The sequence below is a fragment of the Streptomyces sp. NPDC093544 genome (genome assembly GCF_040683495.1).
GTDB lineage: Bacteria > Actinomycetota > Actinomycetes > Streptomycetales > Streptomycetaceae > Streptomyces.
Window position 1 is genome coordinate 181,971 of sequence record NZ_JBFBEA010000002.1, and the last position, 26,989, is coordinate 208,959.

Annotated in this window: 21 protein-coding genes and 1 tRNA gene; 9 read left to right on the forward strand and 13 right to left on the reverse strand. The window is 68.0% G+C overall.

The features are described 5' to 3' along the window. Positions 1-311 precede the first annotated feature (311 nt). Both AB0N66_RS03140 and AB0N66_RS03145 read left to right on the forward strand, forming a co-directional pair. The gene (locus tag AB0N66_RS03140; RefSeq protein ID WP_365427779.1) at positions 312-1,679 is read left to right on the forward strand and encodes an aminotransferase class V-fold PLP-dependent enzyme; all 1,368 of its coding nucleotides are present in this window, start codon (positions 312-314) and stop codon (positions 1,677-1,679) included. Beyond that, a complete protein-coding gene (locus tag AB0N66_RS03145; protein ID WP_365427782.1) occupies positions 1,676-3,094 on the forward strand; it encodes a SidA/IucD/PvdA family monooxygenase in 1,419 nt (472 codons plus the stop codon). Before AB0N66_RS03140 ends, AB0N66_RS03145 begins: the two co-directional genes overlap by 4 nt. 13 nt (positions 3,095-3,107) lie before the next feature. Here the strand turns inward: AB0N66_RS03145 and AB0N66_RS03150 are convergent, their stop codons facing one another. Then, positions 3,108-4,913, reverse strand: coding sequence for a 5'-nucleotidase C-terminal domain-containing protein (locus tag AB0N66_RS03150; protein WP_365427785.1), 1,806 nt, complete (start codon positions 4,911-4,913; stop codon positions 3,108-3,110). Between the two features lie 136 nt (positions 4,914-5,049). Between AB0N66_RS03150 and AB0N66_RS03155 the strand changes: the two genes are divergently transcribed. Both AB0N66_RS03155 and pyk read left to right on the forward strand, forming a co-directional pair. Further along, positions 5,050-5,766 carry an SIMPL domain-containing protein gene (locus AB0N66_RS03155; RefSeq protein ID WP_365427788.1) on the forward strand — a complete coding sequence of 239 codons (717 nt, stop codon included), beginning with the start codon at positions 5,050-5,052 and terminating at the stop codon, positions 5,764-5,766. 175 nt (positions 5,767-5,941) lie between these two features. Continuing rightward, positions 5,942-7,378, forward strand: a complete 1,437-nt coding sequence (gene pyk, locus AB0N66_RS03160) for a pyruvate kinase (protein ID WP_365427791.1) — start codon at positions 5,942-5,944, stop codon at positions 7,376-7,378. Positions 7,379-7,389: 11 nt separating this feature from the next. Here pyk and AB0N66_RS03165 read toward each other — a convergent pair whose 3' ends face one another. Then, positions 7,390-8,178 (reverse strand): helix-turn-helix domain-containing protein, encoded by a 789-nt coding sequence (locus AB0N66_RS03165; RefSeq protein WP_365427794.1) that lies wholly within the window; start codon positions 8,176-8,178, stop codon positions 7,390-7,392. A gap of 88 nt (positions 8,179-8,266) precedes the next feature. Then, positions 8,267-8,349: transfer RNA gene (locus tag AB0N66_RS03170), tRNA-Leu, on the reverse strand. A gap of 100 nt (positions 8,350-8,449) precedes the next feature. Here AB0N66_RS03170 and AB0N66_RS03175 point away from each other — a divergent pair. Next, positions 8,450-9,106, forward strand: coding sequence for a response regulator (locus AB0N66_RS03175; protein WP_365427797.1), 657 nt, complete (start codon positions 8,450-8,452; stop codon positions 9,104-9,106). An 82-nt stretch (positions 9,107-9,188) separates the two neighbouring features. Here AB0N66_RS03175 and AB0N66_RS03180 read toward each other — a convergent pair whose 3' ends face one another. From AB0N66_RS03180 to AB0N66_RS03210, 7 genes are all read right to left on the reverse strand, one after another. Then, complete coding sequence (locus AB0N66_RS03180) at positions 9,189-9,905, reverse strand: ABC transporter ATP-binding protein (RefSeq protein WP_365427800.1); 717 nt, start codon at positions 9,903-9,905, stop codon at positions 9,189-9,191. Next, complete coding sequence (locus AB0N66_RS03185; RefSeq protein ID WP_365427803.1) at positions 9,902-10,813, reverse strand: ABC transporter ATP-binding protein; 912 nt, start codon at positions 10,811-10,813, stop codon at positions 9,902-9,904. Before AB0N66_RS03185 ends, AB0N66_RS03180 begins: the two co-directional genes overlap by 4 nt. 5 nt (positions 10,814-10,818) lie before the next feature. Continuing rightward, on the reverse strand, positions 10,819-12,645 hold the full coding sequence (locus AB0N66_RS03190; protein ID WP_365427806.1) for a branched-chain amino acid ABC transporter permease: 1,827 nt from the start codon (positions 12,643-12,645) through the stop codon (positions 10,819-10,821). 5 nt (positions 12,646-12,650) lie between these two features. Beyond that, positions 12,651-13,583 (reverse strand): branched-chain amino acid ABC transporter permease, encoded by a 933-nt coding sequence (locus AB0N66_RS03195; RefSeq protein ID WP_365427808.1) that lies wholly within the window; start codon positions 13,581-13,583, stop codon positions 12,651-12,653. Positions 13,584-13,700: 117 nt separating this feature from the next. Further along, the gene (locus AB0N66_RS03200; RefSeq protein ID WP_365427811.1) at positions 13,701-14,930 is read right to left on the reverse strand and encodes a branched-chain amino acid ABC transporter substrate-binding protein; all 1,230 of its coding nucleotides are present in this window, start codon (positions 14,928-14,930) and stop codon (positions 13,701-13,703) included. A 282-nt stretch (positions 14,931-15,212) separates the two neighbouring features. Then, complete coding sequence (locus AB0N66_RS03205) at positions 15,213-15,830, reverse strand: Tat pathway signal sequence domain protein (RefSeq protein ID WP_365427814.1); 618 nt, start codon at positions 15,828-15,830, stop codon at positions 15,213-15,215. After that, positions 15,827-16,288 (reverse strand): hypothetical protein, encoded by a 462-nt coding sequence (locus tag AB0N66_RS03210; protein ID WP_365427817.1) that lies wholly within the window; start codon positions 16,286-16,288, stop codon positions 15,827-15,829. The genes AB0N66_RS03205 and AB0N66_RS03210 overlap by 4 nt, the downstream gene beginning before the upstream one ends. Before the next feature lie 63 nt (positions 16,289-16,351). Here AB0N66_RS03210 and AB0N66_RS03215 point away from each other — a divergent pair, with 63 nt between their 5' ends. After that, positions 16,352-17,083, forward strand: a complete 732-nt coding sequence (locus AB0N66_RS03215) for a ceramidase domain-containing protein (protein WP_365427820.1) — start codon at positions 16,352-16,354, stop codon at positions 17,081-17,083. 38 nt (positions 17,084-17,121) lie between these two features. Here the strand turns inward: AB0N66_RS03215 and AB0N66_RS03220 are convergent, their stop codons facing one another. Continuing rightward, complete coding sequence (locus tag AB0N66_RS03220) at positions 17,122-17,583, reverse strand: hotdog fold thioesterase (protein WP_365427823.1); 462 nt, start codon at positions 17,581-17,583, stop codon at positions 17,122-17,124. Positions 17,584-17,690: 107 nt separating this feature from the next. Next, the gene (locus tag AB0N66_RS03225) at positions 17,691-19,985 is read right to left on the reverse strand and encodes an FdhF/YdeP family oxidoreductase (protein ID WP_365427826.1); all 2,295 of its coding nucleotides are present in this window, start codon (positions 19,983-19,985) and stop codon (positions 17,691-17,693) included. Between the two features lie 178 nt (positions 19,986-20,163). On the opposite strand from AB0N66_RS03225, the gene polA reads away from it, so the two are divergent. Then, positions 20,164-22,890: a DNA polymerase I gene (gene polA, locus AB0N66_RS03230; RefSeq protein WP_365427829.1), complete on the forward strand. Its 2,727-nt coding sequence runs from the start codon at positions 20,164-20,166 to the stop codon at positions 22,888-22,890. 131 nt (positions 22,891-23,021) lie between these two features. Further along, positions 23,022-24,002 carry a serine hydrolase gene (locus AB0N66_RS03235; RefSeq protein ID WP_365427832.1) on the forward strand — a complete coding sequence of 327 codons (981 nt, stop codon included), beginning with the start codon at positions 23,022-23,024 and terminating at the stop codon, positions 24,000-24,002. Here the strand turns inward: AB0N66_RS03235 and AB0N66_RS03240 are convergent. Then, complete coding sequence (locus AB0N66_RS03240) at positions 23,923-24,777, reverse strand: DUF4184 family protein (protein WP_365427835.1); 855 nt, start codon at positions 24,775-24,777, stop codon at positions 23,923-23,925. The two genes, AB0N66_RS03235 and AB0N66_RS03240, sit on opposite strands and share 80 nt — an antisense overlap. Positions 24,778-25,125: 348 nt before the next feature. On the opposite strand from AB0N66_RS03240, the gene AB0N66_RS03245 reads away from it, so the two are divergent. Next, on the forward strand, positions 25,126-26,850 hold the full coding sequence (locus AB0N66_RS03245; protein ID WP_365427838.1) for a lytic murein transglycosylase: 1,725 nt from the start codon (positions 25,126-25,128) through the stop codon (positions 26,848-26,850). Positions 26,851-26,989: the final 139 nt, after the last annotated feature.

Sequence of the window (26,989 nt, forward strand, 5' to 3'; positions counted from 1 at the left end):
TTGGGGGCTCCGCCCCCAAACCCCCGCTCCTCAAACGCCGGAGGGGCTGATTTTCAGCCCGTCCGGCGTTTGAGGACGAGGCCCTTGCAGGGCCGAAGCGGGGGTCTGGGGGCGGCAGCCCCCAGAAGCAAGGGACGGGTAGGGGCGGAGGGGGCGAAACACGCCCTTAGCACCACCTCCACCCCAACACATTTCCTCCGCACGGCAGTACCCCCTTTCGGGTCGGATCGTTGTCCCTCGCGGGCGCGCCGACCCGATCCGCGTACAGGCTTGGACCCCACCCTGCCGCGCGCCCACCGGAGGACACCCCAATGAGCACGCCGCCCCTCGCCTCAGGCCCCCAAGGCCCCGACGCACTGCGGCCGTTGCTCGACACCGTGCTCGACGCGCTGCGCGAAGGCACCGAAGCCAGGGGCGGCCCACTGCCCGCCGGAGGACCGGAAGCGGTGGCGCGACGCCTGCGGGAGGCGGTCGGCGACGTACTGCCCGAACAGGGAACCCAAAACGCCCTGCACACCCTCGTACGAGCCCTCGCCGAAGGCTCCGCGGACCCCGCCCACCCCCTGTGCGCCGCCCACCTCCACTGCCCCCCACTCGCCGTCGCCACCGCCGCCGACCTCGCCGCCTCCGCCCTCAACCCCTCCCTCGACTCCTGGGACCAAGCCCCCGCCGCCTCCGAACTGGAAGCACTGGTGACACGGGCGCTGGCGAGCGAAGTCGACGCGGCAGACGCACTCGTCACCACCGGCGGTACCGAGTCCAACCAACTCGCCCTCCTCCTCGCCCGCGAAGCCCACAACGGCGCACACGGCGGCCTACGACTCGTACACGGCGCCAACGCACACCACTCCCTGCCCCGCGCTGCCTGGCTCCTCGGCCTGCCCGACCCCGTCGTCGTCCCCGCCCCCGCCGGCACCATGGACCCCGCCGCCCTCTGCGAAGCCCTCACCGAACTACACGGCCCCCTGATCGTCGCCGCCACCGCAGGCACCACCGACGCCGGCCTCATCGACCCACTGCCCCAGATCGCCGACCTCTGCGCCACCCACGGCGCCCGCCTCCACATCGACGCCGCCTACGGCGGAGGCCTCCTCTTCAGCGACCACCACCGCCACAAACTCGACGGACTCCACCGCGCCGACACCGTCACCCTCGACCTGCACAAACTCGGCTGGCAGCCCGTCGCCGCCGGACTCCTCACCCTCCGCGACGAACACGACCTCGCCGCACTCCAACACCGCGCCGACTACCTCAACGCCGACGACGACACCGAAGCAGGCCTCCCCGACCTCCTCGGCCGCTCCCTGCGCACCACCCGACGCCCCGACATCCTCAAAATCGCCGTCACCCTCAAAACACTCGGGAGGCAAGGGCTCGGCGCGCTCGTCGACCAAGTCTGCGCCCGCGCCGAAGAGTTCGCCGACCTCATAACCGCCCACCCCGGCTTCGAGCTCTACGATCGGCCGACCATCAGCACCGTCCTCTTCCGGCCCACCGAAGCCACCGACGACGCCGTCGCCGCCGTACGCCGCACCCTCCTGCACCAAGGGCGCGCCGTCCTCGGACGCGCCACCCTCGACGGCCGCCGCTGGCTCAAAGCCACCCTCCTCAACCCCCACACCCGGCCCGACGACCTGGCCACCCTCCTGAAACTGGTGGAAGGACACACCCCCCGATGAGCCCGACGCCCAACCCCCCACACCCCGCCACCGAAGCACCCCGCGACCTGGTGGGCATCGGCATCGGCCCCTTCAACCTCTCCCTCGCCGCCCTCGCCCAGCCCCTCGCCGAACTCGACACCGTCTTCTACGAACAACGCCCCGGCTTCGACTGGCACCCCGGCCTCCTCATCGACGGCGCCACCCTCCAAGTCCCCTTCCTCGCCGACCTGGTGACCCTCGCCGACCCCACCAGCCCCTGGTCCTTCCTCAACTACCTCAAGGACCGCGACCGACTCTTCCCCTTCTACTTCGCCGAGCGCTTCCACATCCAGCGCGTCGAATACGACGCCTACTGCCGCTGGGTCGCCGACAGCCTCCCCGGACTTCACTTCGGCCACCAGGTCGACGCCGTCCGCTGGAACCCCGAACGCGCCCTGTTCGAAGTCGACTTCACCCAACTCGACACCGACGGAGAAGCCGAATCCCTCGGCCGCACCTACACCCGCAACATCGTCATCGGCGTCGGCACCGCCCCCAACATCCCCGAACCCCTCAAACCCCTCGTCGCAGCCCCCGGTGTACCCGTCATCCACGCCGCGGACTACCTCAAACACCGCGAACAGTTCCTCACCGCCGAACACATCACCGTCATCGGCGCCGGACAATCAGGCGCCGAAGTCTTCCTCGACCTGCTGCGCAACCGACCCGCAGGCCGCGAGAAAATCCACTGGCTCGCCCGCACCGAAGCCTTCGCACCCATGGAGTACTCCAAGCTCGGCCTGGAACACTTCACCCCCGACTACACCCGCTACTTCCACCACCTCACCGAACCCGTACGCGACCGGCTCGTCGCCGCCCAATGGCAACTCCACAAAGGCATCGACGCCGAAACCATCGCCGCCATCCACGAAGAGCTCTACCGCCGCACCCTGCACGGCGGCTGGCCCGACGCCGTCCTCACCCCCGCCGTCACCGTCCGCACCGCAGGACGCGTCGCCACCACCAAAGTCGAACTCCACCTCGAACACACCCAACAAGGCGCCCGCTCCCGCCTCACCACCGACGCCGTCGTCCTCGCCACCGGCTACCGCGAACGCCCCCTCGGCCGCATCCTCGCCGGACTCGACCCCTACCTCCGCCGCGACAGCTCCGAACGCCCCCGCATCGACGACCAGTTCCGCCTGATCCTCGACCCCTCCGTCACCGGCCACGTCCACGTCCAGAACGCCGAACTCCACACCCACGGCGTCGGCGCCCCCGACCTCGGCCTCGCCGCCTGGCGCAGCGCCACCATCCTCAACTCCCTCACCGGCAAAGACCCCTACCCGCTCCCACAACGAACGGCCTTCACCAGCTTCGGACTCGAACAACAACCCCAGATCCCGTCCGCCCGCCAGGAACGCGTCCTGATCCCCCTGGCAGACGGGATCTGAGACAAACAAGGAATCAGAAGACCGGCGTACCGTCCCGCGTCAACTTCCAGTCCACCGAAGCGAACTCCGCCGGATTCAGCGAACCCTTCGCCGTCACCCACTCGGAGATCCGCGTCCGGATCTCCGTCGACTCCGACCACACCTCCGTCGCCGACGCCACATGCGGGAACGCACCGCCGCCGTTCGCCCGGTAGTTGTTCACCGCCAACACGAACCGCTGCGCGTCATCCAACGCCGCACCGCCATAGGCCAGGTTCTTGATCCGCGAACCCTCCGGCTGCGCGATGTCGATGTCGTACGTCAGACCCGACACATAGTCGTAGTTGTAGTCCGGACGATTGTTCGCGTTCGTCAGCTTCTCCACGTCGACCACCGCACCCGCGGCCGTCTGCACGAAATAGTTCGCCGAATACTCCAGGTACGCCCGCACCTGCGCACCCGTCAGCACCTTCGCGACCAGCGTGTTGTCGTACACATACAGACTCGACAAATCCCGGATCGTCACATTCCCCGCCGGGATCTCCGACGTACGCGAGAACGGCGACGCCTGCGCGATCACCGGCAGCGACGCGTACTCCGTACCCACCAACGCCGCCTTGACCACGTCCTCCTGAACCTTGGTGATCAGATCGATGATCGGAGCGTCCTTGTACCGCGCCTCGACCGTCGTCAACGTCTCCGTCGCCGTACCGACCACCTGGTTCACATACGCCACGACCACATCGTGCTCGTCCTTCAACAACCTGGTGATCTTCGGGTCGTCAGCGACCGAATTCGAATTACGGACCGACGCCGCCACCGACTCGACCGTCCACTTCCCTTTCGCGAAAACCAGCTCGAAGTCGAAGACGGACAGCCGCTCCGCATACGCCAGCGGCTCCGACAGAACCACCGTCCTACCGGTCGCCGTGTTCGTGACCTTCAGCTCCGGGATCTCCACATGCGCATGCCCGACCAGAATCGCGTCGATACCCGGCACCTGCTGCGCCACCAGCGCCGCCGAGTTCTCCACATACGGCAACTGATCACCGTACGACGACGTACCCGACGAACCGGAGTGCGCCGACACCACGACCACATCCGCACCCATCGACCGCAGCTTCGGCACCCACTTCGCCGCCTGCTCCTCCAGCCCCGGGAACGTCAACTTGCCCTGGACATAAGCCTTGTCCCAGATCGCGATACCCGGGTTCGTCAGACCGAGCACCGCCACCTTCACCGACGGCGCACCCTTCACATGGAACGTCTTCATGAAGTACGGCGGGAAAGCCGGCTTCAACGTCTTCGCATCCAGCGCGTTCGCACCCAGCAGCGGGAAACGGCACTGCGACTCGAACTTCCGAAGCGTCTCGATGCCGTAGTTGAACTCGTGGTTGCCGAGCGCCACCGCGTCATAACCGATCGCGTTCATCGCCTGCGCCATCGGGTGGACCGGACCGCCCTTGGCGGTGATCGGGTCAACCTTCGCGTAGTAGTACGTCAGCGGAGTGCCCTGAATCGTGTCACCCGCGTCCAGAAGCAGCGTGTTCGCACGACCCTTCTCCTTGCGGACCGCGTTCACCAGCGTCGAGATCCGCGCCAGACCCTGCGCGTTACCCGCCGTGTCCTTGTACTCCGCGTCCTTGAAGTAGTCCCAGTTGAAGACATGACCATGCAGATCGGTCGTGCCCAGCACCGTCAGCGAGTACCGCTTCACAGGCTTCCCGCCCTTCTTCGCCTCAGCGGCCTGGGCGGCCGGGGCTGCCACCGCCCCGGCGAGCGCGACTCCCGCCCCGGTCACCGCGGACTTCTTCAGGAACTTACGGCGATTCAACGACATCTCAGCGACTCCTCAGGAAACGGCAACGACGCGCGTAGATTCTGGCCCACCAGCCACCACCGCAACAGGTCCCGGAGGTTTCGATCTGGTGACCTGTGGGCACCCCAACCGGCCTCCCAGTGACAGAGTGGGACGTATGGCACCCACCGCAGAGGACCCCCAACCCGCCCTCCCCTACGGCACCCCCGACTCACCCCGCATCGCCGTCCGCGGCGAAGCCCACCTCGAAGTCGACCCCGAAATCGCCCGCATCGGCATCACCGTCAGCGCCCGCGGCACCGACCGACAAGCCGCCCTCACCGACCTCACCCGCCGCAACACCACCGCACTCGACCTCGTCAAAACCTACGGAGACGCCGTCGAACACGTCGAAACCGGCGCCTTCTCCATCAGCCCCGAACTCACCAAACACGGCCGCGGCGAACGCATCCGCGCCTACCACGGCCGCGTCCACATCACCGCCGAACTCACCGACTTCACCGCCCTCGGCGAACTCACCACCCGACTCGCAGACCTCGACCTCACCCGCGTCGACGGCCCCTGGTGGGCCCTCCGACCCACCTCACCCTCCCACCGCCAAGCCCGCCAGCAAGCCGTCCGCGAAGCCGTCCAACGCGCTCGCGAATACGCCGAAGCCCTCGGCACCACCCTCGCCGCCCTCGTCGAACTCGCCGACATCGGCGCCGAGAACACCCAGCAATACCCCCAGGCAACAGGCCGCGCCATGCGCTCCATGTCCTACGCGCAGGACGCCGCCGCCGACGAAGTCGCCGCACTCGACCTCGAACCCCAACGCCAGCACGTCTACGCCCAGGTCAACGCCCGATTCACCATGGCACCACCCCAGCTGTAACCCCAGCCGCACCTATTCGGAATTGTGCCCGAGAGAGCACAGAAAGCGACCTACCCCGCTCATCAGAGCACCCCGGCGCACAATTCAACGCTTGTCAATAACCCTTCACGCAAAGGTTGTTGAGTAGTCATGCGGCGCCAATTCCCTACCCGTCGGTAAGGCCTACGCTCGAAACATGCGCCGAGCAAAAATCGTCTGTACATTGGGCCCCGCCACCGACTCGTACGACCAGATCAAAGCACTGGTCGACGCCGGAATGGACGTAGCCCGCTTCAACCTCAGCCACGGCACCTACGCCGACCACGAGGAGCGCTACCAGCGCGTACGAAAGGCCTCCGACGAGTCCGGCCGCAGCGTCGGCATCCTCGCCGACCTTCAAGGCCCGAAGATCCGACTCGGCCGCTTCACCGAAGGCCCCGTACTCCTTGAACGCGGAGACACCTTCACCATCACCGTCGAAGAAGGCGTCCAGGGTGACCGCCAGACCTGCGGAACGACCTACGACGGACTCGCCACCGACGTCACCACCGGCGAACGCATCCTCGTCGACGACGGCAAAGTCACCCTCGAAGTCACCTCCGTCGACGGCCCCCGCGTCCACACCACCGTCATCGAAGGCGGCATGGTCTCCGACAACAAAGGCCTCAACCTCCCCGGCGTCGCAGTCTCCGTCCCCGCACTTTCCGACAAGGACGAAGCAGACCTCCGCTGGGCCCTCCGCATCGGATGCGACGTCATCGCCCTCTCCTTCGTCAGGAGCGGCAAGGACATCGACGACGTCCACCGCATCATGGACGAAGAAGGCCGCCGCCTCCCCGTCATCGCCAAGATCGAGAAGCCCCAGGCCGTCGAGAACATCGACGACATCGTCGCCGCCTTCGACGGCATCATGGTCGCCCGCGGCGACCTCGGCGTCGAAATGCCCCTGGAACAAGTCCCGATCGTCCAAAAACGAGCCATCAAGCTGGCCAAGCGCAACGCCAAGCCCGTCATCGTCGCCACCCAGATGCTCGACTCGATGATCGAGAACTCCCGCCCCACCCGCGCGGAAGCCTCCGACGTCGCCAACGCCGTCATCGACGGCACGGACGCCGTGATGCTCTCCGGCGAGACCAGTGTCGGCAAATATCCCATCGAGACCGTCCGCACCATGGGCCGCATCGTCGAAGCCGCCGAAGAGGACATCCTCGAAAAGGGCCTCCCGCCTCTCACCGACCGCAACAAACCCCGCACTCAGGGTGGCGCCGTCGCCCGCGCCGCCGCCGAGATGGGCGACTTCCTCGGCGCCAAGTTCCTCGTCGCCTTCACCCAGTCCGGCGACACGGTCCGTCGCCTGTCGCGGTACCGCTCCCCGATCCCGCTGCTCGCCTTCACGCCGGCCCCGGAAACCCGCTCCCAGCTGAACCTCACCTGGGGCGTCGAAACCTTCCTCGGCCCCCACGTCGACTCCACCGACGCGATGGTCGACCAGGTCGACGAGCTGCTCCTCAAGTACGGCCGCTGCGAGAAGGGCGACATCGTCGTCATCACGGCGGGTTCGCCTCCCGGCGTCTCGGGCTCGACGAACCTCGTACGCATCCACCACATCGGCGAGGACGACAGTCCCAAGTAGGGGGATTCACGTCAGTACTTGGGGCCTACGTGGGTGTCCATGAGGGCGACGGACGCGCGGCGGGCGACGGAGATGTTGTACGGGTTTCCGTGGCGCGTGCAGTGCGTCCAGCCGATGCCTAGCTTGTCCAGGGTGTCCGTGTAGAGCTGGCGGATGTCGTCGGACACGTTGGTGAAGAAGTACCGGGGGTACTCGTAGCGCTTGCGCTCACCGGCCACGAGGCGGGTCGTCCAGTTGGTGATGCGGCACCCGTCGGAGTGGATGAGGCCGCGGATGAACTCCCAGGGATGGGCATCGACGAGGTCCTGCTGCCAGGGTTCGAGGACGATGGGCCGATCGTGCTTCTTGCCGGGTCCGTGTTGAGGGAAGAGGCAGGGCATGTGCTTTGAGTAGACCTTCACGTTCCGGCACCCGATTTTGCGGACGCGGCAGACGGAGTTGTCTGGGAAGACTGCTCGCATGGCTTGCTCGCAGTTGTCCATGAGCCCGGGCCATGATTCGTCGCAGGTGATCATGAGATTGGGCACGCGATGCTCGGAATAGTGGCTGATGTGGCCGTCGCCCAGATACAGGCCGAGTAGATAGCTGTACGCGGGCTCGTCCAGCTCGCGGCCATCGCACCGTGGGCACTTCGGGTCGTGCTTGCCCGGACACTCGCCGCGTTTCGCGCGGTCCATGTGCTTCCAGTAGCTGACTGTGCCGAGCGGGAGGTTGAATTTCCGTGCGACGTCCGCGTTCCTCGCGCCGCTGCGCAGCAGCGTGACTGCCTTCTGTCGCACCTCTGTGCCGTGAAAGTTCATGCGAACACTCTGTGTCACTGGTCGTGACCATGTGCACCAAAAAGCGGATGTTCACGAGAACGTGAGCATCCGCTTAAGGGGCAAAATGTGCCGGGTGCGGGATTCGAACCCGCAAGCCCTTTCAGGCAGAGGTGTTTGAGACCTCCGTGTATACCGTTCCACCAACCCGGCCTAAGTGGCTGCCCGAAAGCATACCGGGTCACCGCAGTTCGCTGCAGCTAGGTACGCTCTGGGGGAGCAGTACCTGCCCGGCCCGCAATGAGGAGCCCCCGTGACCGCCCCCGAGTCGCCCCAGCCCGTAGACGCGCCCGACGACGACAAGTCGCACGTGCCTCCGCTGACGACCCGCGTCGTCATCGCCGAGGATGAGGCGCTGATTCGTCTCGACCTCAAAGAGATGCTGGAGGAAGAGGGCTACAGCGTCGTGGGCGAGGCGGGCGATGGTGAGCAGGCCATCGAGTTGGCGCGGGAGCACAAGCCGGATCTCGTGATCCTGGACGTGAAGATGCCCAAGCTCGATGGGATCTCCGCCGCCGAGAAGATCGCCGAAGAGGGCATCGCCCCTGTGTTGATGCTGACGGCGTTCTCGCAGCGGGACCTGGTCGAGCGGGCGCGTGACGCCGGTGCGATGGCGTATCTGGTGAAGCCGTTCAGTAAGAGTGACGTGGTGCCGGCGATCGAGATGGCGGTGTCGCGGTTCACGGAGCTGAAGCAGCTGGAGCAGGAGGTCGCGGACCTCAGTCAGCGGCTGGAGACGCGGAAGCTGGTCGATCGGGCGAAGTCGGTGCTGCAGACGCAGTACGGGCTGACTGAGCCGGCCGCGTTCCGGTGGATTCAGAAGACGTCGATGGACCGGCGTATGTCGATGCAGCAGGTCGCTGAGGCGGTTATTCAGGACGCCGAGGAGAAGAAGTCCGCGAAGGACTAGCCAGAGCCGGACCCTCAGTACGGCGAGAGGCCCGCACCCTTGAAAGCAAGGGTGCGGGCCTTCTCGTATGCGCGGAGGAAGGCTAGTCCTCGCCCAGGTACGCCTTGCGGACGGACTCGTCGTGCAGCAGGTCCTGTCCGGCGCCGGACAGGACGATGCTGCCGACTTCCATGACGTGTCCGTGGTCGGCGAGGGAGAGCGCCGCTTGGGCGTTCTGTTCGACGAGGAGGATCGTCGTGCCGGTGGACTTGAGTTCGGCGATGGTGGACATGATCTTCTGCATCATGATCGGTGAGAGGCCCATGGAGGGTTCGTCGAGCATGAGGAGTTTGGGCTGGGACATGAGGGCCCGGCCCATGGCGAGCATCTGCTGTTCGCCGCCGGAGAGGGTTCCCGCGGCCTGCTTCCTGCGTTGCCCCAGGATGGGGAAGAGGTCGTAGGCGCGCTGGATGTCCTTGTCGATGGCCGCCTTGTCGTCGCGGAGGAAGGCGCCGAGCCGCAGGTTGTCCTCGATGGTCATGCGGGGGAAGATGTGCCGCCCCTCGGGGGAGTGGGCGAGTCCCAGCGAGACGATCTGGTGGGCGGGGGTCTTCTTCAGCGATTTGCCGTTGAACTTGATCTGGCCGCCGACGGGCTTGAGGAGGCCGGAGAGGGTGCGCAGGGTGGTGGTCTTGCCGGCGCCGTTGGTGCCGATGAGGGTGACCACCTCGCCGGCTTCGACCTTGAAGGAGATGCCTTTGACGGCTTCGATCTTGCCGTAGGCGACTCGGAGGTCCTCGACTTCGAGCAGTGCGGTCATCGGTCGTTCTCCTTTCCGGGTGCGGTGTCCGTCGTGGTGTCGGCTTGTGCCTCGGCGGCTTCGACTTCGGCGACTTCTTCGTCGCCGGGGGCGTCTTCGAAGGGTTCGCCGAGGTAGGCGGCGATGACGCGTTCGTCGCCCTGGACGGTGGCGCTGTCGCCTTCGACGAGTTTTTCGCCTTGGACGAGTACGGCGACGCGGTCGCAGAGGTTGAAGATGAACCGCATGTCGTGCTCGATGACGAGGATGGCGATGCCCATGTCGCGGATGGCGAAGACGAGTTCTTCGGTGGCGCGGGTTTCCTGCGGGTTCATGCCGGCGGTGGGTTCGTCGAGGAGGAGGAGGCCGGGCTCGCTGGCCAGGGCTCGTGCGATCTCGAGCTTGCGCTGCTCGCCGTAGGGGAGGTTCCTGGCGAGGTGGTCGCGCTTGGCGGCCAGACCGATGAACTCCAGGAGTTCCATGGCGCGTTCTTCGGAGGCTTTCTCGGCCTTCTTGAAGCCGGGTCCGCGCAGGAGTGCGGACCAGAGGCCTTCTTTGGTGCGGGTGTGGCGGCCGACGAGGACGTTTTCCAGGACCGTCATGTTGGCGAAGAGACGGATGTTCTGGAAGGTGCGGGCGACGCCGGCTGCGGTGACCTTGAAGGACTTGGGCGGCAGGATGGTGCCCTTGTAGCGGACCTCTCCCTCGGTGGGGATGTAGAGGCCGGTGAGGCAGTTGAAGAAGGTCGTCTTGCCGGCGCCGTTGGGGCCGATCAGTCCGACGATTTCGCCGCTGTTGACGGTGAGGTCGACGTTGCGTACGGCGGTGAGGCCGCCGAAGCGCATGGTGACGCCGCGGGCGTCGAGTACGACTTCGCCGGGCGGGTTGGCGCCGGAGGGGGCGTCCTGGGTGGTGGTGTCGGTAGTCATGGTGGTCAGGCCCCTGCCTTGCTGAGGACTGTGGGTGCTTCTGCCTCTTCGTGGAATTCGAGTTGGCGGCGCCGGTTCGGGATGAGGCCTTCCGGGCGGAAGCGCATCAGCAGGACGAGCGCGAGGCCGAAGGCCAGGAGCTGGTAGTTGTCGAGGAACTGGAGCTTGGCCGGGATGAGGTAGAGCAGTGCGGCGCCGACGAGCGGTCCGCTGATGGTGCCCATGCCGCCGAGGACGACTGCCGCGAGCAGGAACGCCGAGTTGGGGGGTACGACGTTGGCGAAGGTGTACTGCTCGGGGGTCACGGTGTAGGTGACGTGTGCCTGGACGGTTCCGGCGAGTCCGGCGAGGGTGGCGCCGAGGGCGAAGGCGATGAGTTTGACTCGGAAGCCGTTGATGCCCATGGCGAGGGCGGCGGTCTCGTCTTCTCGGATGGCGACCCAGGCGCGGCCGATGCGGGAGTCGCCGCTGCGCCGGAAGACCACGACGACGATCAGGGTGATGAGGAGCATCAGCAGGAAGTAGTTGGCGAATCGGGCGATGGTGAATCCGCCGAAGCTGTGTTCCGCGCCGAAGTCGAAGCCGAGGATGTTGAGGTTCGGGATCGACGAGATGCCGTTGGAGCCGTTGGTGAGGTCGGGGCCGGAGGTGCCGTCCATGTTGAGGACGCCGATGCGGAAGATCTCTCCGAAGCCGAGGGTCACGATGGCGAGGTAGTCGCCGCGGAGTCGCAGGGTGGGGGCGCCGATGAGGACGCCGAAGACCATGGCGACGGCGGCGCCGAGGAGGGCGGCGGCCCAGAACGGGAAGTGGACGTCGAACGGGGAGGAGGGGGAGCCGGAGACCATGGCCGCGGTGTAGGCGCCGACGCCGAGGAAGGCGACGTATCCGAGGTCGAGGAGGCCGGCGAGGCCGACGACGATGTTCAGGCCGAGGGCGACGGTGGCGAAGATCAGGATGTAGACGCCGATGGTCGCGTACTGGTCGTCGGACTGGGTGAAGGGGAAGGCGGCGGCGGCGAGGAACGCGCCCAGCATCGTCACGTTGCGGTGCTTGGCGGTGATGCCGGAGATCCTGCTGACGAGGCCGGCCTTGGCGGCGGCGGCGAAGCTGAAGCCCGTGATGATGAGGAAGCCGACGAAGAGTTCGTCGTATTCGGTGCCGATGCCGTAGGTGAAGACGATCAGGCCGAGGGCGAGTACCGCGACGATGATGAGGATCTCGGCGTACGCGGGGATCTTGCGGGCCGGGGTGGGGGTGCCGGAGGCGAAGGCGGCCTTGATGACGCTGACCTGGTTGCGTACGTCGAGGAGGAGCCGTTCGCGGGGGGTGTCCTCGGGGTCGGCGATGTCGGGCTCGGGCCGTTGGAACGGCAGGGAGAGCGCGCCGAGGAGGGCGGCGAGGGTGGCGATGGCGACGATGTAGCCGCCGGGTTCGAGGTTGACGATGCCGCCGAGTTGGACGGTGATCGCGATGACTGTGAACCAGGCGGTGGCGAAGGCGCCGAGCGCGGCGAGCTTGAGGGAGCTGGAGGCGCCTGCGGGTACCAGCCAGCCCAGACCCTTGACGCCGTACGAGGCGAGGCCGAACAGGGTGGTGAGGGCGCCGCCGATGAGGACGAGAACCTGGAGGCCGCCCGGGTAGCCGTAGACGGTGAGGTCACCGGGGAATTCGGAGGTCCAGGTCCAGGCGAGGAAGGCGGAGACGACGGTGAGGGCGCCGCCGCCGGTGGCGAGGGCGCGGCCGATGGTGGGGGGGATGGCGACGAGGCCCTTGGGCGTTCCCGGGTTCGGGGTGCTGGGTGTCTCGGGTGCGGTGGTCTGTGTGGTCATCGGTGTCACGCCCTGTCCGCCACGCGCTCCCCGAGCAGGCCCTGTGGCCTGAACAGGAGTACGAGGATGAGGAGTACGAAGGCCCAGACGTTGGCCCAGGACTGGCCGCCGAGCTGCGACATGCCGGGGACGTCGGCGATGTAGGCGGTGGCCATGGTTTCGGCGAGGCCGAGGACGAGGCCGCCGATCATGGCTCCGTAGATGTTGCCGATGCCGCCGAGGACGGCGGCGGTGAAGGCCTTGAGGCCGAGGAGGAAGCCCATGCGGAAGTCGATCTGGCCGTACTTGAATCCGTAGGCCACGCCGCCGATGGCGGCGAAGGCGGCGCCGAGGGCGAAGGCGACCACGATGATGCGGTCGGTGTTGATGCCCATGAGCTTGGCGGTGTCCGGGTCCTGGGCGGTGGCCTGCATGCCGCGTCCGGTGCGGGTCTTCATCACGAAGTAGGCGAGGATCGCCATGCTGATGGGGGCGGCGACGAAGAGGAAGACGTCGCCGGTCTGGATGGTGACGCTGCCGATCTCGAAGGGTCCGCCGGGGATGCTGGGGAAGGTGATGGCGGACTTGGCGTTCGGGTACCAGGCCCATACCGCCTGCTGGAGGGCGAGGGAGAGGCCGATGGCGGTGATGAGGGGGGCGAGGCGTGGCGCGGTGCGCAGCGGGCGGTAGGCGAACCGTTCCGCTCCTACGGCGACTGTGGTGGAGACCACGATGGCGCCGATGAGCATGAGGGGCAGCGCGAGCCACATGGTGGTGCCGTCGGGCAGGATGTACAGGTAGACCGTGAGGGCGCCGAAGGCCCCGGTCATGAAGATCTCGCCGTGGGCGAAGTTGATGAGCTGGACGATGCCGTAGACCATTGTGTAGCCGATGGCGACGAGCCCGTACATGGATCCCAGTAGCAGGCCGTTGACCAGCTGCTGCGGCAGTTCGTTCACCGCATGTCCTCCGAGACGTTCGGACGTCGGATTTTCGACGAGTGGGGGCCGGATGCGAGTCCGCGCGGGGCGCCTGTGGTGCGGCGCCCCGCGCGGCTCGTGGGTGGTGCGGGTGGGTCAGCCTGTGTAGGTACCGGACTTCACGGGCTTCCAGGCACCGTTCTCGACCGCGTAGACGGTGAGCTGCTTGTTGGTCGCGTCACCGTATTCGTCGAAGGAGACCTTGCCGGTCACACCGTCGAAGGAGACGTTCTGCACGGCTGCGGTGACCTTGGCGCGGGCGTCGTCCGGGAGCTTGCCGTCGTTGTCCTCGACGACCTTCTTCACGGCTTCGATGATCGCCCAGGCGGAGTCGTAGGAGTAGCCGCCGTAGGCCTCGTAGGCCTCCTTGTAGCCCGCGGCCTTGTAGTTGGCGACGAACTCCTTGGCGGAGGCGAGCTCCTCGACGGGCGCGCCGACCGAGGTGGCGAGGTCGCCGGTGGCGGTGGCGCCGGCCAGCTTGATGAAGTCGGCGCTGTAGATGCCGTCACCGCCGACGACGGGGATCTCGGCGCCTGCGGCCTTGATCTGCTTGCTGAGCGGGCCGGCCTGCGGGTACTCGCCGCCGTAGTAGACGACGTCGGCGCCGGAGCTCTTCACCTGGGTGGCGATCGCGGAGAAGTCCTTGGTGTCCGGGTCGATGTGCTGGGTGCCGGCCACGGTGCCGCCGAGCTTCTTGAACTCCTCGGTGAAGGTGGCGGCCAGACCGGCGCCGTAGGTCTTCTTGTCGTCGATGACGAAGACCTTCTTCTTCTTGGAGTCGTTGTAGACGTACTGCGCGGCGAAGGGGCCCTGGATGGCGTCGGTGGTCGCGGTGCGGAAGTACGACGCGTACGGGCGCTTCTTCGTGCCGCCGTTCCAGTCCGTGCCCTGGGTGAGGGCCGGGTTGGTGTTGGCGGGGGAGACCTCGACGAGCTTGGCGTCGTCGAAGACCTTCTGCATGGACTCCGCGACGGAGGAGTTCAGCGGGCCGACCACGCCGAGGACGGCGTCGTCGGCGACGAGCTTGGTGGCGTTCTGCTGGCCCGAGGAGGGCTGCGCCTGGTCGTCGAGGGCTTCGATCTTGAAGGTGACGCCGTCGACGTACTTCTGGCTGTTGGCCTGCTTGGTGGCGAGGTCCACGGAGTTCTTGATGCCGAGGCCCAGAGCGGACAGGTCGCCGGTCAGCGGGGCGTCGATGCCGATGGTGACGGTGGTGCCACTGTCATCGGAGCTCGAGCCTTCGTCGTCACGCGAGCCGCAGGCGGTAAGGGTGAGTGCTCCCGCCGCCAGCGCGGCGGTGATGGCGATGAACGAACGTTGACGCACGGTCAGTCCTTTCCCTGGCGCGGCCCTCCCCCATGGAAGGCGCCGAGTCGAGCGCTGCGCTGAGCCGAAATAGTTTCGAATCCTTGGAGCGGTGACTGGGCGTGACTCTAAGCGGGTGGGGGGAACATCGAGGAGGGTCTGGGGAAGGCTGTGACGCTCTTGTTATGACACGAGGTAATGCAGAGCGGTACTGAGTGGGTGGAACAGTGGAATTCGGCCTGATTCGCCCTGTCCACATGGTGAGAACGTGCAGGACTCGGTGGGGGTGTTTTCAGGAGTGTTCTAGGACTTTGGTGATGACTCGGAATTGTTGCCGCAGGCTACCTGGAGGGCTTCTGAGAGGTCACGGGCGTATCGTCCCCCCAGGATGTAGCTGTGTACTTGTATTGCGCGCGTATTACGTAGAGTTACATCGAGGAAAGGGAGTCCGGCGTTCCGGGACACTTTCGCGCATTCACTTACGTGCATGGTGATCGTGATCTTGCGTGAAAAGCCGTTCCCCGTCCGGAACGGAGAGTGTGGAACCCAGGTGAGGGAGAGGCCGTCGGAGGGCTGTCCGATCCGGACCACGGTGACGGGCGGGCCGGAACGCACGGTGAGCTCCACTGCGAAGGTGAATGCCTCGCCCGGCCCGTCCGCGGGCGGGTCCTGCCGGCCCGCGTAGACGACATCGGTCACCTGGGAGGGGAACGGCGGGGCGGGCGGCGGCGGTTGCCGGGGGCGGGTGGCGTAGAGAGAGCCGCCGACGACGAGGACGGCGACGGACATCGCGATGGCGTGTGCGGCGCGGCGGTGCTGGGCGTACCAAAGCGTGAGCGGGCTGCGCGGGACCTTGGCAGGCAGGGGAGTGTCCCGTGCGTGGGTGCCCTCGCCCGGTTCGACGGGACCGATGCCGCTCACTGCCAGGGACCTCCGCTCGGGGCGCCGTCGCGGTAGCGCTCCGCGCACAGTTCGCGTGCCCGGCGGTCGATCAACTGCTCTGCCGCCTCGGTGTCCTTGCGTTTTTTCTCGGCCCGGGCGGCGTCCACGACTTTCATCAGGATCTCGTACTGCCCGTTGGACAGGCCCATCGACTGATAGTCCCCGTAGGTGTCCTGGTCCAGTGCCTCTCGCGACCAGTGTGCGACGAGTTGTGCGCAGAGGTCCTCGGGTGGCGTGGAAGACGGTGACGGGGTTGGGGAGTTGGGGTGGGCGGAGGTCTGCGCCGCACCTGCCGTCGTCCCGTCCGTCGTCCCGTTGTTCGTTCCGTCCGTCGCTCCGGATTCGCCGCAGGCGGTGACCAGGCCGCCGGTCAGGAGCGTCAGACCGATCCCGAATCCGAGCGCCGTCCTCGTCCAGGGGGTTCCCGCCGTTCGCATAGGTTGACGCTAAGCCGCCGGGTGCCCGGGATCAACGGATGCGGACCGGACGGGATGGGGACCATGAACTGGAACGAGCATCTCGACGAGTACTGCGAGCGGGGGTCGGCGGCCTTCTGGGCCGAGCCCGTCAACGCGCTCACCAACTTCGCCTTCGTCGTGGCGGCGTTGGCGGTCTGGCGCATCCTCAGGCCCTACCGGCGCGTGCCCGCCGACATCGGTCTGCTGGTCCCGTTCATGGCGCTCATCGGTATCGGCAGCTTCGCCTTCCACACGCTGGCGACGCGGTGGTCGCAGGCGCTGGACGTCGTGCCGATCACGCTGTTCGTGCTCTTCTGCCTCGCGTGCATCCTGCGCCGGTTCTACGGTCTCCCGTGGCGGCGGTGTGTGCTCGGTGTGGCCGGTTTCGTGGTCTTCACCGCCGTGTTCGGCGTGCTGGTCGGCGGGTTGATCCCCAACAGATCCGGCATGTACGTCCCCGTACTGCTGTTGATGACCGGCCTGGCGGTGACGCTGCGTGGGTCGCGGGACGCCGGCCGGGCCGCCCAGTGGCGGCAATTCGCGGCGGCGGCCGTGGTGTTCGCGGTGGCGCTGTCCGCCCGGGCGGTGGACGAGGAGATCTGCGGTGCGTTCCCGCTGGGCGCGCACTTCCTGTGGCACACCCTCGACGGCGTACTGGTCTTCCTGGTGTCCCGCGCCCTGGTCCGCCACTGGCGGTATCTGGCGGACCAGGACCGTCTTGCAGTGCCCGTGACGGCCGTGGAGGAGTCGCGCGCCGTCGCGCCGGACGGCTGACTCAGTCAGCGGTGGGCCGGCGCCTCTTGGAGCGTGTGTCAGCCGGTGGGGACGTCCTTGAGCATGCAGGTCAGCCGGGCGGTGCAGACGCGCTTGTCGGCCTCGTCCGTGATGACGATCTCGTACGTCGCCGAGGACCTGCCCCGGTGCACGGGTGTGGCCACGCCCGTGACAAGGCCGGAGCGCACCCCGCGGTGGTGCGTGCAGTTCAGGTCGACGCCCACGGCGATCTTGGAGCTACCGCCGTGCAGCATCGCGCCGACGGAGCCGATGGTCTCCGCGAGGACTGCGGAGGCGCCGCCGTGCAGGAGGCCGTAGGGCTGGGTGTTGCCCTCCACCGGCATCGTGGCGACGACGCGCTCGGCGGAGGCCTCGATGAGCTGGACGCCCATGCGGGTGCCGAGGTGGCCCGCCGAGAAGAGTGCGGGCAGGTCGACGCCGAGCGCTGCGTACTCGTCGATGACCTCTTGCGGGAACTTCACGGTGCGCTGCTCGCCCATCGGGCCCGACTCCGTCCGTCGTGGATCCGTCGTGGATCACTGGGGTGGGATGACTGTGCGGGATCACTGTGTGGTGGATCGATCTCAGGGACTCACTGAGCAAACGCTCAGTCGGTTGCCGATTGTTCCAGACGTACGACGACGGATTTGCCGGCAGGGGTGTTGCTGGTGTCGGCGGTCGCGTCGAGCGGGACGAGGACGTTGGTCTCCGGGTAGTAGGCGGCCGCGCAGCCCCGGGCGGTGGGGTAGTGCACGACGCGGAACCCGGGGGCGCGGCGCTCGACGCCGTCCTTCCACTCGCCGACGAGGTCGACGTACGAGCCGTCGGAGAGGTTCAGCTGCCGTGCGTCGTCGGGGTTGACGAGGACGACCCGGCGGCCGTTCCTGATGCCGCGGTAGCGGTCGTCCAGGCCGTAGATCGTGGTGTTGTACTGGTCGTGCGAGCGCAGGGTCTGGAGGAGCAGGCGGCCCTCGGGGAGCTTCGGGTACTCGACGGGCGCGGCCGTGAAGTTGGCTTTGCCGGTGGCCGTCGGGAAGCGGCGTTCGTCGCGTGGAGCGTGCGGGAGCGCGAAGCCCGAAGGGTGCGCCACGCGCGCGTTGAAGTCGTCGAAGCCGGGGATCACGCGTGCGATGCGGTCGCGGACGGTCGCGTAGTCCTTCTCGAACTCCTCCCAGGGTGTACGGGATTCATGGCCGAGGACGCGACGCGCGAGCCGGGCGACGATGGCCGGCTCGGAGAGCAGGTGCTCGCTCGCGGGCTCCAGGCGGCCGCGTGAGGCGTGCACCATGCCCATGGAGTCCTCGACGGTGACGAACTGTTCTGCGCTTTTCCCGTTCGGGCCGACCTGGAGATCGCGCTCGGTGCGGCCGAGGGTCGGCAGGATCAGGGCACGCGCGCCGGTGACGGCGTGTGAGCGGTTCAGTTTCGTCGACACGTGCACGGTGAGGCGGGCGCGGCGCATGGCCGCCTCGGTCACCTCGGTGTCGGGGGATGCCGACACGAAGTTGCCGCCCATCGCGAAGAAGACCTTCGCGTCGCCGTCGCGCAGTGCGCGGATGGCTCGTACGACGTCGTAGCCGTGCTCGCGCGGCGGGGTGAACCCGAATTCCTTCTCCAGGGCGTCCAGGAAGGCCGGGGCGGGCCGTTCGAAGATGCCCATCGTGCGGTCGCCCTGCACGTTCGAGTGGCCGCGGACGGGGCACACGCCCGCGCCGGGGCGGCCGATGTTGCCGCGCAGCAGAAGGAAGTTGACGACTTCGCGGATCGTCGGCACGGCGTGCTTGTGCTGGGTGAGGCCCATGGCCCAGCAGACGATGGTGCGCTCGGAGTCGAGGATCAGGCGAAGGGCTTCGTCGATCTTCTCCCGGGTGAGGCCGGTCGCGGTGAGTGTCTCGTCCCAGTCGGCGGAGCGGGCGGCGTCGGCGAAGTCCTCGTAACCGTGGGTGTGTTCGCTGATGAACTCCTCGTCGACTGCTCCCTCGGTCTCCAGGATGAGCTTGTTGAGGAGGCGGAAGAGGGCCTGGTCGCCGCCGAGGCGGATCTGCAGGAACAGGTCGGTGAGGGCGGCGCCCTTGAACATGCCCTGGGCGGTCTGGGGGTTCTTGAAGCGCTCAAGTCCCGCTTCGGGCAGCGGGTTGACGGTGATGATCTTCGCGCCGTTGGTCTTGGCCTTCTCCAGCGCGGAGAGCATGCGGGGGTGGTTCGTGCCGGGGTTCTGTCCGGCGACGATGACCAGGTCCGCCTTGTAGAGGTCGTCGAGGAGGACGCTGCCCTTGCCGATGCCGATGGTCTCGGAGAGGGCGGAACCCGATGACTCGTGGCACATGTTGGAGCAGTCCGGCAGGTTGTTCGTGCCCAGTTCGCGGGCGAACAGCTGGTAGAGGAACGCTGCTTCGTTGCTGGTGCGTCCGGAGGTGTAGAAGAGGGCTTCGTCGGGGGAGCCGAGCGCGGCGAGTTCCTCGGCGACGATGTCGAAGGCCCGCTCCCAGGGCACCGGTTCGTAATGGTCGGCGCCCTCGGCCAGGTACACGGGGTGGGTGAGGCGGCCCTGCTGGCCCAGCCAGTAGCCGCTGCGGGTGGCGAGGTCGGCGACGGTGTGCGCGGCGAAGAAGTCCGGGGTGACCCGGCGCAGGGTGGCCTCCTCGGCGACCGCCTTCGCGCCGTTCTCACAGAACTCCGCCGCGTGCCGGTGCTCGGGCTCGGGCCAGGCGCAGCCCGGGCAGTCGAAGCCGTCCTTCTGGTTGACACGGAGGAGGGTGAGGGCGGTGCGGCGCACGCCCATCTGCTGCTGGGCGATGCGCAGGGTGTGCCCGATGGCGGGGAGCCCGGCTGCCGCGTGCTTCGGTTCGGCGACCTGCGGCGCGTCCTGAACCGGATCGCTCTTGGGCGGCTTGCCGGCCATCGCTGGGGACTCCTTCGCGTGCGTGTGTGCTGTGTTCTCCCGGGGCTGTGACATCCGCGGCTGCCGCCGCGGGCCCCGGACCCCCGTACGTCTCCGATCCTCGCACGGGGTGCCGACAACGACCGTGGCCGAGCCGCGAGGGCTCTCACTGTCAGTGGCACGTGGCAGGATCGGGGTCGTGGCAGAAACAGCATCGAAGAAGACCGACAGCACCTCCGGCGAGACGCGTCCGCGGCTGATGCTCATGGACGGGCACTCGCTGGCGTACCGCGCGTTCTTCGCGCTGCCCGCGGAGAACTTCACCACCGCGACGGGCCAGCCGACGAACGCGATCTACGGCTTCGCGTCGATGCTGGCGAACACGCTGCGCGACGAGGCGCCCACGCACTTCGCGGTGGCGTTCGACGTCTCCCGCAAGACGTGGCGCTCCGAGGAGTTCACCGAGTACAAGGCGAACAGGTCGAAGACCCCGGACGAGTTCAAGGGGCAGGTCGAGCTGATCGGCGAGCTGCTCGACGCGATGCACGCGGATCGGTTCGCGGTCGACGGCTTCGAGGCGGACGACGTCATCGCGACGCTCGCCACGCAGGCCGAGGCCGCGGGTTTCGAGGTGCTCATCGTCACCGGTGACCGCGACTCCTTCCAGCTGGTCTCCGAGCACACGACGGTGCTGTATCCGACGAAGGGTGTCTCGGAGCTGACCCGTTTCACTCCGGAGAAGGTGTTCGAGAAGTACGGGCTGACGCCGGCGCAGTACCCCGACTTCGCGGCGCTGCGAGGCGACCCGTCCGACAACCTGCCGGGTATCCCGGGTGTCGGTGAGAAGACGGCGGCGAAGTGGATCAACCAGTTCGGTTCGTTCGCGGAGCTGGTCGAGCGCGTCGACGAGGTCAAGGGCAAGGCCGGGCAGAATCTCCGCGACCATCTGGATTCGGTGAAGCTCAACCGCCGTCTCACGGAGATGGTGAAGGATGTGGAGCTGCCCAAGACGGTCACCGACCTGGAGCGCGCCGCGTACGACCGCAAGGCGGTGGCGATGGTCCTGGACACCCTGGAGATCCGCAATCCGTCGCTGCGTGAGCGGCTCCTCGCGGTCGACCCGGGGGCAGAGGAGACCGAGGACACCCAGCCGGTCACCGAGGGTGTCGAAGTCGACGGCACGGTGCTTGGCGCGGGCGAGCTGAAGCCGTGGCTCGCCGAGCACGGCCAGGCGGTCCTGGGTCTGGCCACGGTCGACTCGTGGGCGCTGGGCACGGGCGCGGTGGCCGAGGTCGCGCTCGCGGCCGCCGGCGGGAAGGCCGCGTGGTTCGACCCGACGCAGCTGGACGAGGGCGACGAGAACGCGTTCGCGAAGTGGCTCGCCGACCCAGACAAGCCCAAGGTCATGCACAACGCCAAGGGTGCGATGCGGGTCTTCCCCGAGCATGGCTGGACCATCGAGGGCGTGTCCATGGACACCGCGCTCGCCGCGTACCTGGTCAAGCCGGGGCGCCGTTCGTTCGCCCTTGACGCGTTGTCCCTGGAGTACCTCGGCCGGGAGCTGGGGCCCACCGCGGCGGCCGACGGGCAGCTCGCCTTCGGCACCGACGACCAGGCCGAGGCCGATGCGCTGATGGTGCAGGCCCGCACGATCCTCGACCTGGGCGAGGCGTTCGGCGAGAAGCTGGAGGAGGTCGGCGCGGCCGCCCTGCTGCGCGACATCGAGCTGCCGACGTCCGCGCTGCTTGCCCGCCTGGAGCGGCACGGCATCGCCGCCGACCGGACGCATCTGGAAGCCATGGAGCAGATGTTCGGGGCCGCCGTGCAGCAGGCGGTGAAGGAGGCGCACGCCTCCGTGGGCCACGAGTTCAACCTCGGCTCGCCCAAGCAGCTCCAGGAAGTCTTCTTCGGCGAACTCGACCTGCCCAAGACGAAGAAGACGAAGACGGGCTTCACGACGGACGCGGACGCGCTGGCCTGGCTGGCCGGGCAGACCGACCACGAACTGCCGGTGATCATGCTCCGCCACCGCGAGCAGGCGCGGCTCCGGTCGACGGTCGAGGGACTGATCAAGACGATTGCGGCGGACGGCCGTATTCACACCACCTTCAACCAGACGGTGGCCGCGACGGGCCGCCTGTCGTCGACGGATCCGAACCTGCAGAACATCCCGGTCCGTACCGACGAGGGCCGTGCGATCCGCCGCGGCTTCGTGGTCGGCGAGGGCTTCGAGTCGCTCATGACGGCGGACTACAGCCAGATCGAACTGCGCGTGATGGCCCACCTGTCCGAGGACGAGGGCCTGTTGGAGGCCTTCACGTCCGGCGAGGACCTGCACACCACGGTCGCCTCACAGGTGTTCTCCGTGGAGCGGTCCGGGGTCGAGGCGGAGATGCGGCGCAAGATCAAGGCGATGTCGTACGGCCTGGCGTACGGGCTGTCGGCCTTCGGTCTCTCCCAGCAGCTGAACATCGACGCGGGTGAGGCGCGCGGGCTGATGGACACGTACTTCGAGCGTTTCGGCGGCGTACGCGACTATCTGCGCCGTGCCGTCGACGAAGCCCGTGCCACGGGCTACACGGAGACGCTTTTCGGCCGCCGCAGGCATCTCCCCGACCTCAACAGCGACAACCGCCAGCGGCGTGAGACGGCCGAGCGGATGGCCCTCAACGCGCCCATCCAGGGCACGGCCGCCGACATCGTCAAGATCGCCATGCTGAACGTGGACCGTGCCCTGCGGGAAGCCGACCTCAAGTCCCGGATGCTCCTCCAGGTCCACGATGAAATCGTCCTGGAGATCGCCCCCGGTGAGCGCGCCAAGGCCGAGGAGCTGGTTCGCCGCGAGATGGCGTCCGCCGTCCAGCTCCGGGCTCCCCTGGACGTCTCCATCGGCTCGGGGGACGACTGGGAATCGGCGGCGCACTGAGCGCTTCCTGGATGGGCGGCTCGGTTGCCGCGGGCGGGTGGGGGCCGGCCGCGTAGTTTCCTCCGGCCGGCGTCACTCGCGTGGCCCCCGCAAAGGCGCCTCGCGCCCGAGGCGCCCGTAAGGATGCGGGCATGGGTATACGCACGCTCAACCGTCGTACGGCCATAGCCACGGCCGTCGTCTCGGCGCTCCTCGCGCCGATACCCGCGGTCGCCGCGCACGCGAGCACCGCCCAGGTGCCCGCGGTCTGCCGCTCCACCCGTGACCCCGACCTCGCCGCCCGGATGTCCCGCGACATCCAGGCGGCGCTGTCGTCACGCCAGGGCACCGTCTCCGTGGCGGTGCACGACGACGACACCGGGCTGACCTGCGCACTCGCGAGCACACGCCAGTACGACTCGGCGAGCGTCGCCAAGGTCGTGATCATGGAGGGCGCGTTGCGCCGGGCGGAGGAGCTCGGGCGCAGACTCACCGACTGGGAACTGACCAACCTGCGCCCGATGATCACCAGGTCCGACAATCCCGCCGCCGTGCGACTGTGGACCGACCTCGGCCGCGCTCGTCTGAGCCGCCTCCTGACCCGCGCAGGGACGACAGGCACCGCCCTCGGCCCGAACGGCTACTGGGGCCTGACCCGCACCACGGCAGCCGATCAGATGCGGCTGCTGGCGGTGCTCACCAACACCCGCTCGTTCCTGAAGACCCGCGCCTACGGTCTGAAGCTGCTCAGCCAGGTCCGCCGCGACCAGCGCTGGGGGGTGCCCGCCGGCATGCCGAGCGCTCTGAAGGCCCACATCAAGAACGGCTGGCTGCCGCGCGCCACGCACGGCTGGCGGGTACACAGCGTCGGCGCGTTCACCGGCCCCCACCGCACCTATCGCATCGTCGTCCTGTCGCACGACAACCCGACGATGGCGTACGGAGTCCGCACCATCGAGCGCATCGCCCAGGTTGTCCACCGTGGCCTGCGCACCAAGCGCGGCCTCAACGAAGATCGCGGCCTGGTGCAGGGCCCCACCCCGGACAACGAGATCAGCGAGGAGTCGGACGGCTCGGCTCCGTACGAAGCGCTGCCGGACTGGGACGAGCCGGAGCAGGACGCCACATCCTGACCCCCACCGCGTACAGCGCGAGGCCGAGCACGAGCCCGGCGCCCGCGCCGAAGCACAGCGTCGGGATCCACTCCCCGGCCTTCGGGTCGGCGCCCCGGGAGGCCATCCAGAGCGAGGTCCGCTGTACCGCTCCCACCAGCGCGCACCCCCCGATCACCGCACCGGCCGCCCACCGGTCGGAACCGGACAGCACGGGCACCCCCACGGGCTGGCCCGACGGCGTCCGCCGTACCGCGAGGACCACGAAGAATGTGATGGCGACGGCCGCCACCGCTGAACTGCCGTACTGCGCGTACCAGTACAGCGGCGAACCCGCCATCTCCCGCCCCAGAACGGGCAGCAGCTCCACACCCCACCGGTCGTGATGCGTGAACGCGTCCCACACGACATGTGTCAGCGCGCCGAGCGCCGCCGAGGTGTACCACCACAACACCGCCGACGGACGAAGGCGTCTGCGTGCCGCCCCGCAGCGCAGCAGACCCGCGACCCGCCCCTGCCGGGCCCGCGGCAGCAGCGCCACCAGCGGCTCGCGCAGCACCAGCCACGCGCCAGCGAGCGCCCAGGCGAGGAGTACGTCGAAGGTGAGGACACCGGTGAAGGAGTGGGTGAAGGCGCCGAACTCCATCGCTCCGGGCAGCACACTTGCCGCGTAGTAGGTCATGTCGGGAGCGAACGAACCGGCCACGAGGATCAACGGCACCAGCCGGCCGCGACCGCTTCCGTCGGTGCGCACGCCGGGCAGTACGGCCGCCGCATGGCTGAGAGTGAAGGGCAAGTCGTCTCCCTGTGGCTTACGTTGGCCGGGTGGGCCGGTCGCGGCGATCCCCGGTGCCCGGCGGACGCCCAGTATGAGGGACGCATGAGAACTGTCCGGCGGAGCACACGGTCAGCTGCGTACCGCAGAATCAGACGTGGCCAACTGGTGAAAATCGGGCACGAACGGGTGCCCGGGCGACAGGAGTTGTCGTAGGGTCACCTGGGCCGCTGTGGCGGGGAACACGGCCGAACGCCAGGACAAAATACAGAAGAAGACGCGGAAGAAAACGCACCAGAAGCGCGCGCAGGGGAACAAACTGCGCGGCAAAAGGTGCGTAAGTAGTCGTCCATGGGAGGGACTCACTCAATGGTGGCGCATTTCGGTACGAGGCTGCGCAAGGGAGCGATGACGACGGCTGTGGCCGCGCTCGCTGTCGCGGCTCTGTCCGCCTCCCAGGCCCCGGGAGTGGCCACCGACGACCAGGGCAGACAGACCACCGGCGCCGACGCCGAGTCCACGCCCGACGGGAACGGCAGCGCGACCGGTAACTCGCCGTACTACACGGACCTTCCGCCGCTGAAGACCCCCGCCCCGACGCCGACCATCGGCACCCCCGCCACCACCGGTGAAGCCGAGGCAGGCATACCCGCGACCGTCCTCGACGCCTACAAGCAGGCCGCGGCCTCGCTGAGCGCCTCCAAGCCGGGCTGCAACCTGCCCTGGGAGCTCCTCGCCGCCATCGGCAAGGTCGAGTCGGGCCAGGCCCGCGGCGGCAACGTCGACTCCGAGGGCACCACGATCACCCCGATCCTCGGCCCGGTCCTGAACGGCAACGGCTTCGCGAACATCAGCGACACCGACGACGGCGCGTACGACGGCGACAGCACCCACGACCGCGCGGTCGGGCCGATGCAGTTCATCCCGTCCACCTGGGAATGGGCGGGCAAGGACGGCAACGACGACGGCAAGAAGGACCCCAACAACATCTACGACGCCGCGCTCGCGGCGGGCAACTACCTGTGCCGGTTCAGCTGGGACCTGTCCGACCAGTCGAACCTCGACAGCGCGATCCTCAGCTACAACAACTCGACCGAGTACCTCAACACGGTCCTGTCGTGGCTGGAGTACTACCGCAAGGGCACCCACGAGGTGCCGGACGGCACGGGCACGCTGCCCGCGAACCGCAGCGACGACTCCGGCGGGGCCACCGTCTCGCCGAGCCCGACCCCGCCGAGCACTCCGAGTACCCCGAGCACTCCGAGCAGCCCTCCGACGAGCCCCACTCCGCCCACCACGACTCCGCCTCCTACGACTCCGCCCGCCACGACTCCGCCGACCCCGCCCACCCCCACCGAGACGGTGGACCACCTGGAGGACGCGGGCACCGACGCGCTCACCGCGACGGCGGGCGACACGTTCGGCGAGCAGATCGGGGTGCGGACCGAGACCTCGGCCGGCAAGGCGGTCGCCAAGGTCCGGGTGCGGTTCACGATCGTCGGCGACCTCACGGACGCCACCTTCACCGGCGGCGAGACCGTCGCCACGGTCGTCACCGACAGCGCGGGCACGGCCACCGCGCCCGCACTCGTCGCGGGCGAGAAGACCGGCGACTTCACCGTCCGCACCACCGTCGTGGGCCGCACGCTGACCGGCCTCGACTACAAGGCGAGCGTCACCGCACGCCAGGCCGACACCCTCGTCCGCACCACCGACACCGCGCTGACCTGCGTGCCGGGCGGCGAGTTCGCGGACCAGGTCGAGGTGAAGGCCACCTACGACGGCGCCGTCGCGGACAAGGTCGCCGCCACCGCCGCGCTCATCAAGTCGGCGGACGACACGACCGAGAACGACAAGGGCCCGTACTTCAAGGACGCGGACGGCAACACCGTACGCACCCTCACTGATCTCACCACGGACGCCGATGGAGTGCTGAAACTCCCGAAGCTGTACGCCGACGACACCACAGGCACCTTCCTGCTCCGCATCTCCACCACGGGCGGCGCGACGCTGACGGTCGAGCTGACGGTGGCCGCGGCGGCCACACCGGAAGCGCCGGCCACTCCCGCGCCGGAACCGACGCCCACTTCGTAGTCCGTACCCGCACGGTCAGGGCGCCCCTCCGCTTCCGGCGGAGGGGCGCCCTCGTCTGTGTGTGCAACGTGTTCTCATCTCGCCCCGCCGTTGCTACGGTGCCGGACCTGACGAAGTATCAGCTCCAGTTCCTGGACCT